Annotated in this window: 23 protein-coding genes; all 23 read left to right on the forward strand. The window is 44.9% G+C overall.

The window, feature by feature from the left end:
* The first annotated feature begins 42 nt into the window (after nt 1-42).
* A complete protein-coding gene (locus tag QBE54_RS02865) occupies nt 43-288 on the forward strand; it encodes a ribosomal L7Ae/L30e/S12e/Gadd45 family protein (RefSeq protein ID WP_369018857.1) in 246 nt (81 codons plus the stop codon).
* Nucleotides 289-329: 41 nt separating this feature from the next.
* Nucleotides 330-704, forward strand: coding sequence for a 30S ribosomal protein S12 (gene rpsL, locus QBE54_RS02870; protein ID WP_369018858.1), 375 nt, complete (start codon nt 330-332; stop codon nt 702-704).
* Between the two features lie 17 nt (nt 705-721).
* Nucleotides 722-1,195, forward strand: coding sequence for a 30S ribosomal protein S7 (gene rpsG, locus QBE54_RS02875; RefSeq protein WP_369018859.1), 474 nt, complete (start codon nt 722-724; stop codon nt 1,193-1,195).
* Nucleotides 1,196-1,310: 115 nt separating this feature from the next.
* A complete protein-coding gene (fusA, locus tag QBE54_RS02880; RefSeq protein ID WP_369019379.1) occupies nt 1,311-3,332 on the forward strand; it encodes an elongation factor G in 2,022 nt (673 codons plus the stop codon).
* Nucleotides 3,333-3,364: 32 nt separating this feature from the next.
* Nucleotides 3,365-4,567, forward strand: a complete 1,203-nt coding sequence (tuf, locus tag QBE54_RS02885; RefSeq protein ID WP_369017822.1) for an elongation factor Tu — start codon at nt 3,365-3,367, stop codon at nt 4,565-4,567.
* A 49-nt stretch (nt 4,568-4,616) separates the two neighbouring features.
* Nucleotides 4,617-4,922 (forward strand): 30S ribosomal protein S10, encoded by a 306-nt coding sequence (gene rpsJ, locus QBE54_RS02890; protein WP_369018860.1) that lies wholly within the window; start codon nt 4,617-4,619, stop codon nt 4,920-4,922.
* Between the two features lie 25 nt (nt 4,923-4,947).
* Nucleotides 4,948-5,580, forward strand: coding sequence for a 50S ribosomal protein L3 (gene rplC / locus QBE54_RS02895; RefSeq protein ID WP_369018861.1), 633 nt, complete (start codon nt 4,948-4,950; stop codon nt 5,578-5,580).
* An 18-nt stretch (nt 5,581-5,598) separates the two neighbouring features.
* On the forward strand, nt 5,599-6,219 hold the full coding sequence (gene rplD, locus QBE54_RS02900; RefSeq protein ID WP_369018862.1) for a 50S ribosomal protein L4: 621 nt from the start codon (nt 5,599-5,601) through the stop codon (nt 6,217-6,219).
* Entirely contained in the window at nt 6,216-6,503 is a 288-nt protein-coding gene (locus QBE54_RS02905; RefSeq protein WP_369018863.1) for a 50S ribosomal protein L23, read from the forward strand. Before rplD ends, QBE54_RS02905 begins: the two co-directional genes overlap by 4 nt.
* A gap of 23 nt (nt 6,504-6,526) precedes the next feature.
* Complete coding sequence (gene rplB / locus QBE54_RS02910; RefSeq protein WP_369018864.1) at nt 6,527-7,354, forward strand: 50S ribosomal protein L2; 828 nt, start codon at nt 6,527-6,529, stop codon at nt 7,352-7,354.
* 14 nt (nt 7,355-7,368) lie between these two features.
* Nucleotides 7,369-7,653: a 30S ribosomal protein S19 gene (gene rpsS / locus QBE54_RS02915; protein WP_369018865.1), complete on the forward strand. Its 285-nt coding sequence runs from the start codon at nt 7,369-7,371 to the stop codon at nt 7,651-7,653.
* A 14-nt stretch (nt 7,654-7,667) separates the two neighbouring features.
* Nucleotides 7,668-8,012, forward strand: a complete 345-nt coding sequence (gene rplV / locus QBE54_RS02920) for a 50S ribosomal protein L22 (RefSeq protein WP_369018866.1) — start codon at nt 7,668-7,670, stop codon at nt 8,010-8,012.
* A gap of 1 nt (nt 8,013) precedes the next feature.
* The gene (gene rpsC, locus QBE54_RS02925; RefSeq protein WP_369018867.1) at nt 8,014-8,733 is read left to right on the forward strand and encodes a 30S ribosomal protein S3; all 720 of its coding nucleotides are present in this window, start codon (nt 8,014-8,016) and stop codon (nt 8,731-8,733) included.
* Nucleotides 8,711-9,121 (forward strand): 50S ribosomal protein L16, encoded by a 411-nt coding sequence (gene rplP, locus QBE54_RS02930; RefSeq protein ID WP_369018868.1) that lies wholly within the window; start codon nt 8,711-8,713, stop codon nt 9,119-9,121. Before rpsC ends, rplP begins: the two co-directional genes overlap by 23 nt.
* Before the next feature lie 12 nt (nt 9,122-9,133).
* Nucleotides 9,134-9,346 carry a 50S ribosomal protein L29 gene (gene rpmC / locus QBE54_RS02935; RefSeq protein WP_369018869.1) on the forward strand — a complete coding sequence of 71 codons (213 nt, stop codon included), beginning with the start codon at nt 9,134-9,136 and terminating at the stop codon, nt 9,344-9,346.
* A 1-nt stretch (nt 9,347) separates the two neighbouring features.
* The gene (rpsQ, locus tag QBE54_RS02940) at nt 9,348-9,638 is read left to right on the forward strand and encodes a 30S ribosomal protein S17 (protein WP_369018870.1); all 291 of its coding nucleotides are present in this window, start codon (nt 9,348-9,350) and stop codon (nt 9,636-9,638) included.
* Nucleotides 9,613-9,981, forward strand: a complete 369-nt coding sequence (gene rplN / locus QBE54_RS02945; RefSeq protein ID WP_369018871.1) for a 50S ribosomal protein L14 — start codon at nt 9,613-9,615, stop codon at nt 9,979-9,981. Before rpsQ ends, rplN begins: the two co-directional genes overlap by 26 nt.
* Nucleotides 9,982-9,993: 12 nt before the next feature.
* Nucleotides 9,994-10,329: a 50S ribosomal protein L24 gene (gene rplX, locus QBE54_RS02950; protein ID WP_369018872.1), complete on the forward strand. Its 336-nt coding sequence runs from the start codon at nt 9,994-9,996 to the stop codon at nt 10,327-10,329.
* Between the two features lie 17 nt (nt 10,330-10,346).
* Entirely contained in the window at nt 10,347-10,889 is a 543-nt protein-coding gene (rplE, locus tag QBE54_RS02955) for a 50S ribosomal protein L5 (RefSeq protein WP_369018873.1), read from the forward strand.
* A 13-nt stretch (nt 10,890-10,902) separates the two neighbouring features.
* The gene (locus tag QBE54_RS02960; protein ID WP_369018874.1) at nt 10,903-11,088 is read left to right on the forward strand and encodes a type Z 30S ribosomal protein S14; all 186 of its coding nucleotides are present in this window, start codon (nt 10,903-10,905) and stop codon (nt 11,086-11,088) included.
* A gap of 13 nt (nt 11,089-11,101) precedes the next feature.
* A complete protein-coding gene (rpsH, locus tag QBE54_RS02965) occupies nt 11,102-11,503 on the forward strand; it encodes a 30S ribosomal protein S8 (RefSeq protein WP_369019380.1) in 402 nt (133 codons plus the stop codon).
* A gap of 14 nt (nt 11,504-11,517) precedes the next feature.
* Nucleotides 11,518-12,057, forward strand: coding sequence for a 50S ribosomal protein L6 (gene rplF / locus QBE54_RS02970; RefSeq protein WP_369018875.1), 540 nt, complete (start codon nt 11,518-11,520; stop codon nt 12,055-12,057).
* A 15-nt stretch (nt 12,058-12,072) separates the two neighbouring features.
* Entirely contained in the window at nt 12,073-12,432 is a 360-nt protein-coding gene (gene rplR, locus QBE54_RS02975; protein WP_369018876.1) for a 50S ribosomal protein L18, read from the forward strand.
* Nucleotide 12,433: the final 1 nt, after the last annotated feature.

A 12,433-nucleotide genomic window follows, 5' to 3' on the forward strand; every position in this document is an offset into this window, starting at 1 on the left:
AATGTTGTTAAAATTGCTCCGTTGCTCTGGAGGAGAGTTTAAATGGCTCTGCAGGAACTCTGGAGTTCAGATAAAGTGGTTGGAATGCGGCAAACTTTGAAGGCTCTTCAAAGGGATAAAGTGTCGAAAGTTTTTGTTGCCAGTGACGTAGATAGTGAAATCCTGGAGGAAGTTATATCTTTGGCGAGAGAAAAAGACATACCTTTGGAGTATGTTGATAGTGCAGAAGAGTTAGGCAAGGCTTGTGGTATTGAGGTTGGCGCTTCTTGTGCCGCCATTTTGAGATAAAAATGTAGAGCCAAAAGTATCTAAGATAAGGGAGGATGGAGATGCCTACCATTAATCAATTGGTGAGAGTAGGAAGAAAAAAACCTAAAAAGAAAAGCAGTGCTCCGGCTCTTAAGGGTTCTCCCCAGAAAAGGGGAGTATGCACTCGAGTTTGGACTATTACCCCTAAAAAACCTAATTCGGCATTGCGTAAGGTTGCCAGGGTTCGATTGACCAATGGTATTGAGGTAACTGCCTACATACCTGGTATAGGCCACAACCTACAGGAGCATTCCATTGTACTTATTCGCGGTGGAAGAGTTAAAGACCTTCCCGGAGTACGCTATCACATTATTCGAGGGGCTCTTGATGCTGCGGGAGTTGAAAATAGAAAACAGGCACGTTCCAAATACGGTGCCAAAAGACCTAAATCCTGAAGAAGGAGTGAGTGGGTTTGCCACGGAAAGGACCTGTTCCTAAAAGAGAAATACCGCCTGATCCAGTTTACAACAGTGTGGATGTGGCGCGTCTTATTAACAAGGTAATGAAGGATGGGAAGAAAAGCATAGCGGAAAAAATAGTTTATGGAGCTTTTGAAATTATTAGAGAAAAGACAAAACGCGACCCCTTGGAAGTATACTACCAGGCACTGGAGAATGTTATGCCACTTGTGGAGGTTCGTCCTCGTAGGGTTGGTGGCGCTAACTATCAAGTACCTATTGAGGTACGTCCTGAAAGAAGCAAAAGTCTTGGTATTCGCTGGCTGGTAAATGCAAGCAGAGAACGAGCAGGGAGAAATATGATTGAAAAGCTGGCGAATGAAATTATTGATGCAGCCAACGGTACTGGCGGTGCTTGTAAGAAGCGGGAAGATACTCACCGCATGGCTGAAGCCAACAAGGCTTTTGCTCATTATAGATGGTTTTAAAAACTGAATACCAACGTTGGAGTGGGGATGAGGCGATTTGAGTAAAGTGATTGCAAACAATAAAGCTGAAAAGTTCGAAGACTTTGATATTGCTAAAGTAAGAAACATTGGAATTATGGCACATATTGATGCTGGTAAGACTACAGTTACTGAACGTATACTGTATTACACTGGGAAAATACACCGCATTGGAGAGGTCCACGAAGGGACAGCTACCATGGATTTCTTGCCTCAGGAACAAGAACGAGGCATTACTATAAGTTCTGCGGTAACTACTTGCTTTTGGAGAGATTGTAGGATTAATATCATCGATACGCCTGGGCATGTGGACTTTACGGTAGAAGTCGAAAGAAGTTTGAGAGTTCTGGATGGAGCAATAGCTGTTTTTTGCGGGGTTGGAGGTGTGGAGCCTCAGTCGGAGACGGTTTGGCATCAGGCAGACCGCTACAAGGTGCCTCGCATTGCTTTTGTTAACAAGCTTGATCGGATTGGTGCTGATTTCTATGCCGTTGTCGATGCTATGCGTAAAAAGCTTAGCGCCAACGCTCATCCAGTCCAGATTCCCATAGGCAGAGAGGCTGATTTCGTGGGGGTTGTTGACCTTATTGAAATGCGAGCTTATTTGTATGACGTGGATGAGGAAGGCATACAATATAGAGTTTCTGATATCCCTTCAGAGTATATAGAAGAAGCAAGAAAATGGAGAGAGGCTTTACTGGAAGCTCTTTCGGAACTCGATGAACAGTTCATGGAGAGGTATTTTGAGGATACCATCACTCCTGAGGATATTCGTCAGGTAATCAGAGCTAAAGTCATTTCGGGTGAATTCGTTCCGGTCCTTGGAGGTTCTGCGCTCAAGAATAAATGTATTCAACCGTTGCTGGATGCAGTAACCTGGTATTTACCTTCACCTCTTGATTTGCCACCAGTCGTTGGTAAGAATCCCGTTACTGGGGAAAAAGTGGAACGTCGTCCTTTACCTGAAGAACCTTTTGCGGCTTTAGTATTTAAGATTCTCATGGATCCCCATGCTGGCAAGATCTCTTTCATTCGAATTTATTCGGGCACTATAAAGAGTGGTAGTTACGTGTTTAATGCTTCTAAAGGCGTGAAAGAAAGAGTTAGTCGTTTACTGGTTATTCATGCTAACCACCGGGAGGATGTTGCAGAAGCGAAAGCAGGAGATTTGTGTGGTGTAGTGGGAATGAGGAGTGCTACTACTGGTGACACTTTGTGTGATGAGGAACATCCTGTAGTTCTTGAGTCTCTTGCCTTTCCTGAGCCGGTTATCTCGGTGGCCATCGAGCCCAAGACGCGCCAAGACCAGGATAAGCTGAGCATTGCACTTGCAAAACTGGCAGAGGAGGATCCCACTTTTAAAGTTAGAACCGACGAAGAAACGGCGCAGACCATAATTTCTGGCATGGGAGAACTACATCTTGAGATAATTGTTGATAGATTGCTTAGAGAGTTTAAGGTTCAGGCTAACATAGGTCAGCCTCAGGTTGCCTATAAAGAAACCATACGCTCTTCTGCGCGCGCTGAGGGAAGGTTTGTTCGCCAGACTGGTGGTCGTGGCCAGTATGGTCATGTGGTGCTGGAGGTCGAGCCCTGTGAGGAGAACTTTGTTTTTGAGGACCGTATCGTTGGGGGAGCAATTCCCAGGGAATACATACCAGCTGTGGAGTCTGGTGTTCGCGAAGCCCTCGATAACGGTGTTCTTGCCGGCTTCCCGGTTATTAACATAAAGGTAAGACTGGTTGACGGTTCCTATCACCCGGTTGATTCTTCAGACATTGCTTTTAAGATAGCTGGTGCGATTGGCGTTAAGGAGGCCATTAAGAAAGCAGAGCCAGTTTTGTTGGAACCGATTATGAGGGTTCAGGTGGTTACGCCTAAGGAGTACCTGGGTGATGTAATCGGTGATTTAAGCGCCCGAAGGGGTCGGGTAGATGGTGTGGAACCCAAGGGTGAGTTACAGATTGTTAACGCCAAGGTACCCTTGGCCGAACTTTTTGGTTATGCAACGGCGCTTCGTTCTATCACCCAGGGTCGAGCAAACTACACCATGCAATTTTCTCATTATCAAGAAGTGCCTCCTAACATTGCTAAGGAAATAATTAGCAAGTTCAAATAAATTAGAAAAGACTTGAAACGAGGAGGATTCCTATGGCCAAGCAAAAGTTTGAACGGAAAAAGCCCCATGTCAATGTGGGAACCATTGGACATGTCGACCATGGAAAGACCACGCTCACTGCGGCAATAACTATGGTGCTTTCCAAGGCGGGACTGGCAAACTACACACCTTTCGAGCAGATTGACAAAGCTCCTGAAGAAAGGGAGCGAGGTATCACCATTGCCATTGCCCACGTGGAGTATGAGACTGAAAAAAGGCACTATGCCCACATCGACTGCCCTGGGCATGCTGACTACGTCAAGAACATGATTACTGGAGCTGCCCAGATGGATGGTGCCATCTTGGTGGTCTCTGCTGCTGATGGTCCTATGCCTCAGACCCGGGAGCACATTCTCCTCTCCCGTCAGGTAGAGGTGCCCTACATTGTAGTCTTCATGAATAAAGCTGACATGGTGGATGACCCAGAGCTCATAGAGCTGGTGGAAATGGAAGTGCGGGATCTGCTCAACCGCTATGAGTTCCCAGGAGACGATGTGCCGGTAGTGGTAGGCAGTGCTCTCAAAGCCTTGGAGTGTGGCTGTGGTAAGCGAGAGTGTGAGTGGTGTGGTAAAATCTGGGAACTCCTGGATGCCATGGATGAGTACATTCCTCTTCCCCAGCGTGAACTGGACAAACCCTTCCTGATGCCTATTGAGGACGTTTTCTCCATCACCGGTCGTGGTACTGTGGTTACCGGAAGAGTGGAGCGTGGAGTCCTGCACCTTGGTGACCAGGTGGAAATCGTGGGACTTTCCCATGAGATCAAAAAGACTGTGGTCACTGGCATTGAGATGTTCCGCAAAATCCTTGATGAAGCCCAAGCTGGAGACAACATTGGTGTCCTGCTTCGAGGTATTGAGAAGAAAGAAGTAGAGCGAGGACAGGTTCTGGCTGCACCTGGTTCTATCACTCCACATACCCACTTCAAAGCTGAAGTCTATGTGCTCACCAAAGAAGAAGGTGGACGACACACTCCCTTCTTCAACGGTTATCGTCCCCAGTTCTATTTCCGCACCACTGACGTTACTGGAGAAATCAAGCTCCCTGAAGGTGTGGAAATGGTCATGCCTGGAGACAATGCCAACCTGGAAGTAAAGCTCATCTACCCCATTGCCATGGAGAAAGGATTGCGCTTTGCTATTCGTGAAGGTGGTAGAACGGTTGGAGCAGGTGTAGTAACTGAGATTATAGAGTAACTGTGGAGGTTGCTGTGTTCATATTTGAATTTTTGGGGAGGCATGGAAAGTGGCCCAGAGAATAAGGATAAAGTTAAAGGCTTACGATCATAAAATCCTGGATCAGTCGGCTTTGAAGATTGTTCATACAGCGGAAAGAACAGGTGCTCGGGTAGCAGGGCCTATACCTCTGCCTACAGAGATCGTGAGATATACTGTTTTGCGTTCTCCTCACGTCGACAAAAAGTCTCGGGAACAGTTTGAAATAAGGACTCACAAAAGAATGATAGATATCATTGACCCTAACCCTAAGACTGTCGATGCATTGATGCATCTGGATTTGCCTGCTGGTGTGGATATAGAGATAAAGCTGTAGCACTGGGGTGGAAGGAGAGAGAGAGATGAAAGTGGTTGAGTATGGCATGATTGGTGAAAAAATAGGCATGACGAGGGTGTTTGACCAGGCTGGCCGAGTTATTCCGGTTACAGTTATCAAATGTGGCCCCTGTTTCGTGGTTCAGAAAAAAACCAGGGAAGTAGATGGTTACGAAGCCCTGAAGCTTAGTTATGGAGAGACCAGAGAAAAGAAGCTTAATAAACCGTTGCTTGGAATTTTGAAAAAGGCCAACCTCCCACCTCTGCGAATTTTCAGAGAGTTTAGATTTAAGGATACAGAAAATTATCAAGTAGGACAGGAACTCAAAGTAAGTGGTTTTAAGGTTGGTGATCGGGTAAACGTTACTGGACAATCTAAAGGCAAGGGTTTTGCTGGAGTTGTCAAGCGCTTTGGCTATGGAGGTGGACCTGCTTCTCACGGTTCGATGTTCTATCGTCGCCCTGGTTCTATTGGCGCGACGGACCCAGAACGAGTGTTCAAAGGTAAAGGTTTGCCTGGTCGCATGGGTGGAGAGAGAGTTACTGTTCGCAACTTAGAAGTGGTGGCTGTGAACGAAGAAAGAAACTTGCTCTTGGTGAAGGGAGCAGTCCCTGGTCCCACAGGAGGCACTGTTCTCATCAAAAAATGTGCTTCTTAGCATGGGAGGAGAAATAGGATGGAAATAGCGGTGTTCGATAGAGAAGGTAAAACGGTGGACCAGCTGGTTATTGAAGAGATGGTTGATGAAGGAATGAATACCCATCTCTTATTTCTCGCTGTTAAATCCTATCTTGATAACCAAAGAAGAGGAACGGTAAAAACCAAGACTCGGGGAGAAGTCAGTGGTGGAGGGAGAAAACCCTGGCGTCAAAAAGGCACCGGAAGAGCAAGACATGGAAGTATACGTTCCCCTATATGGCGTGGCGGAGGAGTGGTTTTTGGGCCTCGTCCTCGCTCTTATTACTTTTCTCTTAACAAAAAAGAGAAGCGTCAGGCAATGCTACAATCGCTGCTTGCAAAAATAAAAGAGGGAAGCTTACGTGTAGTGGAGAATCTTTTGCTGGAACAACCGAAAACCAAAGAAGCAGTCAAGCTTTTAACTAATTTGGGTTTAAAAGGAAGCACACTGGTGGTAACTGTCTCCAAGAACGAAAATGTTTTACGGTCTTTTTCTAATCTCGAAAATGTTGACGTGCTACCTGTTAACTCTGTATCTACCTATCATCTTTTGAAATTTGAAAATGTGGTTTTTGAGAAGCCGGCTTTCCTCTCTTTGTGGGAGGTGTTAAATAAATGAGTGTGGATAGAGAGATCATCATACACCCAATAATTACCGAGAAGGCAGTAAAGCTCCAGGAAGAGAATAAATATGTTTTCAAGGTTAACCCTAAAGCTACCAAGAGTGAAATTAAAAAAGCCGTTCAGGAGATGTTTGGAGTTACTGTTTTGAAGGTTAATACCGTGAATGTTCCAGGCAAGAAGAAAAGGTTAGGTAGGTTTGAGGGTAGAACTGCTTCCTGGAAAAAAGCTATTGTCTATGTGAAACCTGGTGAAAGAATTAAAGCCTTTGATATAAGTTAAGCGGAGCAAAAGGAGCGAGTAGGATGGCGAGCATTAAAGAATATAAACCAGTAACACCTGGTAGAAGACAGATGACCGGGTATACCTTTGAAGAACTTACGCCGGGAGCTGAACCCCAGAAATCCCTCTTGGTGTCCTTGAAGCGGAAAGCTGGACGTGATAATCAGGGGAGAATTTCAGTAAGGCATCGCGGTGGCGGTCACAAAAGAAAGTATCGCTTAATTGATTTTAAAAGAGATAAATTTAACATTCCAGCTACTGTGGAGAGCATAGAGTATGATCCTAATCGCTCAGCACGGATTGCTCTTCTCAAATATGCTGATGGTGAGAAGCGTTATATTTTGGCTCCTTTGGGTGTGAAGGTTGGAGATGTATTGATGAGCGGTGAGAACGTTGATATTAGACCTGGAAATGCTTTACCGCTCAGGAACATCCCGGTGGGTACCATCATCCACAACATTGAGCTTCGCAGGGGAAAAGGAGGACAGTTAGCCAGGGCAGCTGGAGCTTATGCTCAACTGATGGCGAAAGAAGGCGATTATGCTCAAGTTCGTCTGGCTTCGGGAGAAATTAGACTGGTGCACTTGGATTGTTTTGCCACGGTAGGACAGGTGGGCAACGTCGATCATGAAAACATTACCATTGGTAAAGCGGGGAGGAAACGCTGGTTGGGGATACGGCCCACAGTTCGTGGTGTTGCTATGAACCCCATTGATCATCCTCACGGTGGTGGTGAAGGGCGGGCTCACGGAGGACGGCAACCGGTTAGCCCCTGGGGCCTTCTGACGAAAGGATTTAAAACCAGAAAGAATAAACAAACCGATAAGTGGATTGTTAAAAGAAGAAAGTAGGGGGCGAATAACAGGTGGGTAGGTCAACCAAGAAAGGACCTTTTGTCGATCCAAAACTCAGGAAGAGAATAGAAGAGCTTAATAAAAGAGGCGAGAAAAGAGTGATCAAGACTTGGTGCAGAGCATGTGTGATTATTCCTGAAATGGTAGGACATACCATTGCGGTTTACAATGGTCGCAAGCATGTTCCTGTATACATAACTGAGCAGATGGTTGGTCACAGATTGGGAGAATTTGCTCCAACACGAACTTTTAGAGGCCATGGTAATCCCACAGAGCGCTCTACCGCGCTTAAGTAGGGGAGGTATTGATAATGGAAGTTAGAGCAGTAGCTCGGCATGTTCGTATTTCACCCAGAAAAGCTAGACAAGCGGTAAACCTTATAAAGGGCAAAAGTGCTCAGGAAGCGTTGAGTATCTTGAGCTTTATTCCTAAAAAATCGGCTCGCCTGGTGAAAAAGGTGTTACAGTCTGCTATTGCTAATGCCGAAAATAACTGGAACCTTGACGTCGAAAAGCTTATCGTTTCCAGAGCTTACGTTGATACTGGTCCCACCATGAAACGAGTGAGACCAAGAGCTATGGGTCGTGCTGATATCATTCGCAAGAGAACATCGCATATTACTGTCTATGTTGCCGAAGCGGAGGAGGGACGTTAACTTGGGACAAAAAGTAAATCCTATTGGTCTTAGATTGGGCATAGTCAAGGATTGGCAGTCGCGCTGGTTTTCGGAAGATAAATATCGTGATTTCCTTCTTGAGGACTTAAAAATTCGTCGTTACATTAAAGAAAAACTATACCGCGCTGGTGTTTCGCAAATCAATATCGAGCGCTTGGCGAACCAGCTAAAGATAGTGATCAAAACAGCTCGCCCGGGAATAGTAATTGGGAGAAAAGGTTCTGAGGTGGAAAAGCTCAGGCAAGAAATACAGGATATGGTAGGCAACAAAAACATCCAGATTTCAGTTGAGGAAGTTCCCGTGCCTGAGATTGATGCCCAGTTGGTTGCAGAGAACATTGCTTTTCAGATTGAGCGACGTATCTCTTACCGTAGAGCTATGAAACAGGCTATTGCTCGTGCTTTGAGAATGGGGGCTAAAGGCATTAAGATTTCTTGTTCAGGGCGACTGGGAGGAGCAGAAATAGCTCGAGAAGAATGGTATCGAGAAGGTCGTTTGCCTTTGCATACACTCAGAGCTGATATTGATTACGGATTTGCTGAAGCTCTTACTACTTATGGAAAAATTGGCGTTAAGGTATGGATCTTTAAGGGTGAGGTAATCTCTCCTGGCGAAACCCTGGAAGGAGAAATTACTATGCCCCAGGAGGAAATTTACGAGGAGGAGCTTGAGGACTATGTTGATACCGAAGAGAGTTAAGTATAGAAAACAGCATCGTGGTAGAATGACCGGAGTTGCTTATAGAGGGTGTGAAGTTGACTTTGGAGATTTTGGTTTGCAGGCTTTACAGCCAGCTTGGATTACCAATCCCCAAATAGAGGCTGCACGAGTCGCGATATCAAGGCATATTAAGAAAGGAAAAATCTGGATTCGCATTTTCCCTGATAAGCCATACACCAAAAAGCCCACTGAATCAAGAATGGGTAAGGGTAAAGGCCCCGTAGAGGGTTGGGTTGCAGTGGTGAAGCCAGGAAGAATTCTTTTCGAAATTGCTGGAGTGGATCGTGAAACAGCATTTGAAGCTTTAAGGGTTGCCTCATTTAAGTTGCCTGTTAAAACCCGTATAGTTGAACGACAGACGGAATAGGTGGTGATTGTGATGAAGGCTTCCGAACTGCGTAACATGACCGATGAGGAACTCAATCAAAAATTAAAAGATTTACGTACAGAGCTTTTTAACTTACGTTTTCAAGCTATTACTGGGCAACTCAGGAATCCTCGTCGGATAAGATTGGTAAAACGGGATATTGCAAGGATTAAAACTATTCAGCGAGAACGAGAATTAGCGGCTAAACAGCGGGAGGTTCAATAACATGCCAGGTCCCAAGAGATTGGTTGGCACAGTGATAAGTGACGCTATGGATAAAACAGTGGTGGTGGAAGTGATTCGCTTAAGCGAGCATCCTCTCTATGGCAAGAAAGTCAAAAGAAAACGCAAATTTAAGGCTCATGATGAAGCTAATACCTGTAAACTTGGCGATAAGGTGCTTATTGAAGAAACTCGACCACTCAGCAAAACCAAGCGCTGGAGAGTAGTGACTGTTCTGGAAAGAAGTGTAGAAGAGGGAGGAGAGGAAATTGATTCAACCAACTACAATGCTTGAGGTTGCTGATAATACTGGAGCCAAAAAAATAATGTGCATAAGGGTTATGGGTGGTTCGAATCGTCGTTATGCAAGTATTGGTGATATAATTATTGCTTCGGTGAAAGAAGCTGAACCTAACTCCAATGTTAAAAAGGGAGAAGTGGTACGAGCAGTTGTGGTTCGTACCAGGAAAGAAGTTGCCAGAGAAGATGGTACGGTTATTCGCTTTGACGATAATGCTGCCGTGTTAATCAACAATCAAAATGTGCCTCGGGGTACACGTATTTTTGGGCCTGTTGGTCGCGAATTGCGAGATAGGCAGTTTATGCGGATAGTTTCTTTAGCCCCGGAAGTTGTTTGAGAGGTGTATAGCATGAACCAGGTAAAAGTGCCTTTGAAAAAGGGTGACCTTGTTGAAGTCATTAGAGGCAAGGATAAAGGCAAAAGAGGAAAAATTTTAAGTATTTTTCCTCAAGATGGTAAAGCAATTGTGGAAGGTGTGAATATGGTCAAAAAGCACACCCGTCCTACCCAGGATAATCCACAGGGAGGGATTATCGAAAAAGAAAATCCCTTGCGGATTTCCAATCTGCGTCTGGTTTGTAGCAGATGTAATCAACTCACACGCATCAGGAGAGAACGTGTTTCTGGTTCCGATTTCAGAGTCAGAATATGCAAAAAGTGCGGAGAAATTATTGACAAAGTATAGTTTGAGGAGGAGCTACCGTGTCGGTTGTTAAGGAAAAATATAAAAATGAAGTGGTTCCTGCACTATTGAAACGTTTTGGATATAAAAATCCGATGCAGGTTCCTAAACTTGAGAAAGTGGTTATCAATATGGGTGTTGGCGATGCAACGCAAAACTCCCGGTATCTTGATTTGGCAATAGAGGAATTGTCCCTTATTACCGGGCAAAAACCACTTGTTACTCGAGCAAGAAAATCTATATCGAATTTTAAGTTGCGGAAAGGGATGGCCATTGGTTGCAAAGTGACCTTAAGAGGAGATAGGATGTACGAGTTCCTGGATCGCTTTTTCAACATTGCGATTGCACGTATCAGAGATTTTCGGGGTTTTCCGGATAGTTGTTTTGACGGGAGAGGTAATTGCACCATAGGCATTGAAGAGCAGCTAATTTTTCCCGAAATAAGCTACGATAAAGTGGAGCGAGTAAGGGGTATGAATATATCGTTTGTTACCACTGCAAAAAACGATGAAGAAGCCAGGGCTTTACTCGAGTTGCTTGGCTTACCTTTTCGCAAATCGTAAGGGAGGATGAGCAATGGCTCGTAAGGCAAAGATAGAGAGAAATAAGAGAGGTTATAAATTCAAGGTTCGCTATCGTAACCGTTGTAGCTTGTGTGGTCGTCCTCGGGGTTATTTGAGAGATTTTGGAATATGCCGAATTTGTTTCAGAACCCTTGCTGGTAGAGGAGAAATACCTGGTGTTACGAAATCCAGTTGGTAGGAAGGGGAGTACTATGGCGCATACAGACCCTATTGCTGATATGTTGACGAGAATTAGGAATGCTCTAAAGGCTCGTAAGGGAAGCGTGTCTATTCCTGCTTCAAAGCTTAAAATAGAAATTGCGCGAATTATGAAGCAGGAGGGTTACATTGAGGATTACAAAGTAACTGATTCCGATGGTCCTAAGAGAGATTTGATTATTTTTTTGAAGTATGGCCCTAATCGGGAACGGGTAATCAATGGTTTACGAAGAATCAGTAAGCCTGGTTTAAGAGTTTACGTTGGAAAGGATGAGATTCCCATTTTGCTTGGTGGGATGGGTACTGTAGTGGTTTCCACTTCCAAGGGTGTATTAACTGGCAAAGAGGCAAGGAGACTTGGAGTTGGAGGAGAAGTTATCTGTTATATTTGGTGAGGGAGGATTGGAGCATGTCTCGTATTGGTAAGAAACCAATAAACATACCCCAGGGAGTTGAGGTTGAAATAGAAGGAAACCTCGTGAGAGTTAGGGGCCCAAAGGGGGTTCTTGAGAAGGAATTTCACCCCAGAATGCGTATAGAGAAAAGAGATAATGTGGTGGTCGTAGTTCCTCAGGGGGATAGCAAGCTCGATAAGTCGCTGTTTGGCTTGACACGTACTTTGATAGCCAACATGGTTGAGGGTGTATCTAAAGGTTTTGAAAAATCCCTGGAGCTCAGTGGTTTGGGTTATCGTGCCCAGAAGAAGGGTGACACCCTGGTTTTGAGCCTTGGGTTTTCCCATCCTGTAGAGATAGAACCACCAGAGGGGATTTCTTTCGAGGTTGAAGGCCAGCAAATTATAAAAGTTAAGGGAATTGATAAGGAAAAGGTAGGGCAGGTCGCTGCTGACATAAGGAAGCTCAGAAAACCTGAACCGTACAAAGGTACTGGTATAAAGTACGTGGGTGAAGTCATTCGGCGCAAGCAAGGTAAAGCTATGGCGAAATAGAGGAGGAAGAAGAGCATGCGTGTTGAAGAACGCAAAGAGAAAAGATTGCGCAGACATCGTAGGGTTAGAAAAAAAGTATATGGCACTGCGGAGCGACCCCGGCTTTGTGTTTTTAGAAGCTTGAGACACATATATGCTCAAATTATTAACGATGACGAAGGAAGAACGCTGGTTGCTGCTTCGAGCCTTTCTCCAGAAATCAGAGGTTTCAAGGGAACCAAAACTCAAATGGCGAGAGAAGTTGGCCTGCTTATTGGCAAAAAGGCTTTGGATGCTGGCATTAATAAGGTAGTATTTGACCGTGGTGGTTACAAGTATCATGGAAGAGTAAAGGCTCTGGCTGATGGAGCAAGAGAAGCTGGGCTTCAATTTTGAG

The organism is Thermatribacter velox, assembly GCF_038396615.1.
In the GTDB taxonomy this organism is placed as follows: domain Bacteria; phylum Atribacterota; class Atribacteria; order Atribacterales; family Thermatribacteraceae; genus Thermatribacter; species Thermatribacter velox.

What these genes read in the sequence shown, in the direction of transcription:
- rplV (WP_369018866.1), top strand. Translation starts at nt 7,668, where the DNA reads ATGGAAGTTAGAGCAGTAGCTCGGCATGTTCGTATTTCACCCAGAAAA.
- QBE54_RS02865 (WP_369018857.1), top strand. Translation starts at nt 43, where the DNA reads ATGGCTCTGCAGGAACTCTGGAGTTCAGATAAAGTGGTTGGAATGCGG.
- rplX (WP_369018872.1), top strand. Translation starts at nt 9,994, where the DNA reads ATGAACCAGGTAAAAGTGCCTTTGAAAAAGGGTGACCTTGTTGAAGTC.
- rplR (WP_369018876.1), top strand. Translation starts at nt 12,073, where the DNA reads ATGCGTGTTGAAGAACGCAAAGAGAAAAGATTGCGCAGACATCGTAGG.
- rplD (WP_369018862.1), top strand. Translation starts at nt 5,599, where the DNA reads ATGGAAATAGCGGTGTTCGATAGAGAAGGTAAAACGGTGGACCAGCTG.
- fusA (WP_369019379.1), top strand. Translation starts at nt 1,311, where the DNA reads ATGGCACATATTGATGCTGGTAAGACTACAGTTACTGAACGTATACTG.
- rplB (WP_369018864.1), top strand. Translation starts at nt 6,527, where the DNA reads ATGGCGAGCATTAAAGAATATAAACCAGTAACACCTGGTAGAAGACAG.
- rpsH (WP_369019380.1), top strand. Translation starts at nt 11,102, where the DNA reads ATGGCGCATACAGACCCTATTGCTGATATGTTGACGAGAATTAGGAAT.
- rpsL (WP_369018858.1), top strand. Translation starts at nt 330, where the DNA reads ATGCCTACCATTAATCAATTGGTGAGAGTAGGAAGAAAAAAACCTAAA.
- rplF (WP_369018875.1), top strand. Translation starts at nt 11,518, where the DNA reads ATGTCTCGTATTGGTAAGAAACCAATAAACATACCCCAGGGAGTTGAG.
- QBE54_RS02905 (WP_369018863.1), top strand. Translation starts at nt 6,216, where the DNA reads ATGAGTGTGGATAGAGAGATCATCATACACCCAATAATTACCGAGAAG.
- rplC (WP_369018861.1), top strand. Translation starts at nt 4,948, where the DNA reads ATGAAAGTGGTTGAGTATGGCATGATTGGTGAAAAAATAGGCATGACG.
- rpsQ (WP_369018870.1), top strand. Translation starts at nt 9,348, where the DNA reads ATGCCAGGTCCCAAGAGATTGGTTGGCACAGTGATAAGTGACGCTATG.
- rpmC (WP_369018869.1), top strand. Translation starts at nt 9,134, where the DNA reads ATGAAGGCTTCCGAACTGCGTAACATGACCGATGAGGAACTCAATCAA.
- QBE54_RS02960 (WP_369018874.1), top strand. Translation starts at nt 10,903, where the DNA reads ATGGCTCGTAAGGCAAAGATAGAGAGAAATAAGAGAGGTTATAAATTC.
- tuf (WP_369017822.1), top strand. Translation starts at nt 3,365, where the DNA reads ATGGCCAAGCAAAAGTTTGAACGGAAAAAGCCCCATGTCAATGTGGGA.
- rplP (WP_369018868.1), top strand. Translation starts at nt 8,711, where the DNA reads ATGTTGATACCGAAGAGAGTTAAGTATAGAAAACAGCATCGTGGTAGA.